At 37.4% G+C, this 3,957-nt stretch carries 3 protein-coding genes; 1 reads left to right on the top strand and 2 read right to left on the bottom strand.

Features of this window, described 5'->3' with window-relative positions; all coding sequences use genetic code 11:
• Positions 1 to 565: 565 nt before the first annotated feature.
• Positions 566 to 892 (bottom strand): hypothetical protein, encoded by a 327-nt coding sequence (locus CD122_RS10140; protein WP_103358857.1) that lies wholly within the window; start codon positions 890 to 892, stop codon positions 566 to 568.
• 125 nt (positions 893 to 1,017) lie between these two features.
• Between CD122_RS10140 and pepF the strand changes: the two genes are divergently transcribed.
• A complete protein-coding gene (gene pepF, locus CD122_RS10145) occupies positions 1,018 to 2,826 on the top strand; it encodes an oligoendopeptidase F (protein ID WP_103358858.1) in 1,809 nt (602 codons plus the stop codon).
• 148 nt (positions 2,827 to 2,974) lie between these two features.
• Here the strand turns inward: pepF and CD122_RS10150 are convergent, their stop codons facing one another.
• The gene (locus CD122_RS10150; RefSeq protein ID WP_103358859.1) at positions 2,975 to 3,886 is read right to left on the bottom strand and encodes a CvfB family protein; all 912 of its coding nucleotides are present in this window, start codon (positions 3,884 to 3,886) and stop codon (positions 2,975 to 2,977) included.
• Between the last annotated feature and the right edge of the window lie 71 nt (positions 3,887 to 3,957).

A 3,957-nucleotide genomic window follows, 5' to 3' on the forward strand; every position in this document is an offset into this window, starting at 1 on the left:
GAATAATGTTAAGTCGTACGTGGGTTTATTAAGGACTTAGAAAATGCAATTAATAGCAATTTATTACTTTTATACAATCAATGAATATATATCGTAATATCATGCCTAATACTAATGATGGCAAGTTGACTTATTGCAAAGTTTTACGAGTGTAACTAGATGTTTTAGGTGTAAAAGTTACATAATGATATTTTAGATGTATATGTCAGAATTTTAATGAACTGAATAACATCATTAAATGGCGCGCTAAGTAATTGCTAATGAATCATAATCAGACTGTACGATATCAAATGAACAGCTAACTGATGATGAATGTTCATCAGCTGTCATGATACGGTACAAACAAAGAGAAATGTTATAAAACATGAAAATAACATCTGTATATATAGTAGCTAAAATTAAAGGTTTAATATAGCATATTGAGCCTATATTTTTGTGTTCTTTTTATTAGTTTACATAATATATATTATAGGAAGTTGTATATTGGACCTAAAAAGAGCCCTGCTATACAAAAAACACCTGTCAGTATGTAATCATACGTACAAGTGTTTAGTGTTTAATCTAATTATTTTTGGTCGTATTGTTTTTCTAAGCGTGCTAATTCTTTTTCGTATTTCTTTTGTTGACGACGCTTGCGCATATCACGCGTTAAATACCAAATAATCAAGCTGATGATTAAGCTTAGGATTGCAACGAATGCTGCATAACCTAATAATGGCTCATAAGTGATTGCATAGAAGTTTGGCAAGATAAATGCTAAGACACCTAGGCCGACAAACATGATAATGGCGCTTGCGAACCACTTATTCAGTACAAAGTTGCAAAATAATGTTAATACAACCATCACTACTAATGAAATCCATAAGTAGTTTGGCATTTCTAAAATAGACATTTTTATAAAACGCTCCTTATTTTGTGTTTACAATTCATTATACTAAAAATTAACCAATCACACATTAAATAATTATGATACTAAATATGGTATGATATTAACAACGAAATTAAGGGGGTTATTTTATGGAACAATCATTAGTAGCAAGATCTGAAGTGGCACAACAAGAAACTTGGGATTTGGGAGATTTATTTGTAGATAACGCGACTTATGAAGCGTTTGTAAAAGCACTACCCGAACGTTCAGCGCAGTTTAAAGCGCAATACAGTGGTACGTTACAGGATGTTGAATCCATACAACAAGCATTAGATGCCTATTGTGAATTAGCGGTTGCTATTGATCGCGCGGCAAACTATGCTCAAATGCAATTAAGTGTCGATGCAACAGATGCAGAGCGTCAACGACTTGCTGCAGTATTTCACAATTTATACGGCAAAGTATCAGGCAACTTAACATTTTTAACATCTGAATTATTAGATTTAGATGATGCACTTTTAAATCAAGCGATTGAACAAACTACATATAGCCATTTTCTGACAAAGTTGAAACGTTTGAAGCCATATCAATTACATCCACAGGCGGAAGAGGTTCTTGCACAATTGTCCCCTGTCTTAGGAGCACCAAGTGAAATTTATGGTATTACGAAGATGTTGGACATTGATTTTGGTCATTTTGAAGTAGACGGTCAACGATATCCAATGGACTATACGACGTTTGAAGGGATTTTTGAAGATCACGCGGATACAGCTATTCGTCGTGCAAGTTTCCGTCATTTTAGTGATACATTGAAAAAATATGAACATACAACAGCTGCGGCATATAATGCGCATGTGCAAGCTGAAAAACTGGAAGCTGATATGCGTGGTTACGATTCGGTGATTGACTTCTTACTGGCTGAACAAGATGTCACACGTGAGATGTATGACCGTCAAATTGATGTGATTATGTCAGACTTGGCCCCTATTATGCGCCGTTATGCAAAGGTAATTCAACGTGCGAATCAGCTAGACGAAATGCGCTTTGAAGATTTGAAAATTTCCGTTGATGATACGTATGAACCGAATATCACGATTGAAGAATCGAAAAAATATATTTTTGGTGCGTTAGGTGTTTTAGGTACAGATTATCAAGAAATGTTGGAAAAAGCGTACGATGACCGCTGGATTGACTTTGTTCAAAATAAAGGGAAAGAAACAGGTGCTTATTGTGCGTCGCCGTATGCGTCACATAGCTATATCTTTATTTCTTGGACGGGTAAAATGACGGAAGTGTTTGTTTTAGCACATGAATTAGGCCATGCAGGTCACTTTAACTTGGCAAATCGTCATCAAAATTATTTACAAGCGGATGCTTCTATGTACTTTGTTGAGGCCCCTTCAACGATGAATGAAATGTTAATGTTGAATTATTTATTAGACAGTAGTGACGATAAAGCGTTCAAACGTTGGGCGATTGGTTCGATTATTGCGCGTACGTATTATCATAATATGGTGACGCATTTATTAGAAGCTGCATACCAACGTGAAGTCTATTTACGTGTCGATAACGGTGAAGCGTTAACTGCCCCATTGCTTAACGAAATAAAGCGTCAAGTTATTCAAGATTTCTGGGGAGATGACGTTGTGTTAACAGAAGGTGCAGAATTAACATGGATGCGCCAACCTCACTATTATATGGGACTTTATCCATACACGTATTCTGCCGGCTTAACAATTGGGACAATGATGGCGCAACGTATTCAAACAGAAGGTCAACCGGCTGTTCATGATTGGCTTACGACATTACAAGCTGGTGATAGTGTATCTCCAGTTGAACTGGCACGAATGGCAGGCATTGATATTACAACAGATAAACCACTAAAAGACACCATTGCATATATTGGTAGTCTCGTTGATGAATTGGAGTCATTAACAGATGAATTAAATCAAGGATAAAATAATTAGGTGGAATGGCATACAAAGGCTGTTTCACCTTTTTTGATGCGCCCTAGTATTTGTGGTGGGACGGGTTAGTCTAACAACCTTTATTAAGACACAAAAAAGCGCACAATCCTGTTTCATTGTACGCTTTTGATCATTATTATTATTTAGATGCAGTGTCTTCTGCACGTGCCCAGCCTTTTTTTGTCAGTGTAATATGGCCTGTTTCAATATTAATAATGCGTTGTTTGTATAAGTGTCCAATTGCACGTTTGAACGCACCTTTACTCATGTTGAAAACTTCTTTAATCGCTTCAGGGCTTGATTTGTCCCAGAACGGTAATGTGCCGTCGTATTCAACAAGCAGTTGGAAAATCGTTTCACCATCATCGTCTAAACGTTCGTGTGCTAATGGTAAGAATGAGCCGTTTAGCTCTCCTTTATCATTGAAGCCAATAATACGTACTGACATCTCTTGACCGAGACGTGGTTCGTGTTGACGTTCTGACTCATGGACGAAAATTTTGTAGCCTTCAGACGTTAATAAGAATGTCCCAACACGTAATAAACGATACGGACGTGCTGTTAACACTTCATTTTGGAGTTTGTCATCGTGAACAGGTGTAAACATTTGTTGTACTGTTGTTTCAGATGCCAAACGCGCAAACATTTGACGTTCGCGGTCGATACGGAGTGTACATAATACGTGGTCACCCTTTTCCGGCCAAAGTGACTTAATCTTTGGTAGGTCTTCCCATGGGATTAGGACTTCACGTGGTAATCCGACGTCTACACGAGCCCCATCACGATCTGTGCTAAGTACACGCACGAAGTCATAGCGCCCTACTGTAATATCCGGCATATTTTGTGTTGCGAATAAATCCCCAGAACGGTTCGGGTATACGAAAAAGCTATAAGATTCCCCTATTTCAAGTGTGTCAGATTCATTAACTTCCGATTGATTCAGCTTGACGACCTCTTTATTTGGGCCTTCAAGGATATATGTTGAACCTTCAAGCGCTTTTACTTCTAAAAACTCTATAGTTCCAACGATTTCATTTTCTTTAAAAGACATAACGTTCTCCTCTTGTTTGTAAGTTACATCTATTATACCTGTCTCTTATACACATCTCCGAGCCCACGAGA

This window comes from Staphylococcus rostri, from assembly GCF_002902145.1.
In the GTDB taxonomy this organism is placed as follows: domain Bacteria; phylum Bacillota; class Bacilli; order Staphylococcales; family Staphylococcaceae; genus Staphylococcus; species Staphylococcus rostri.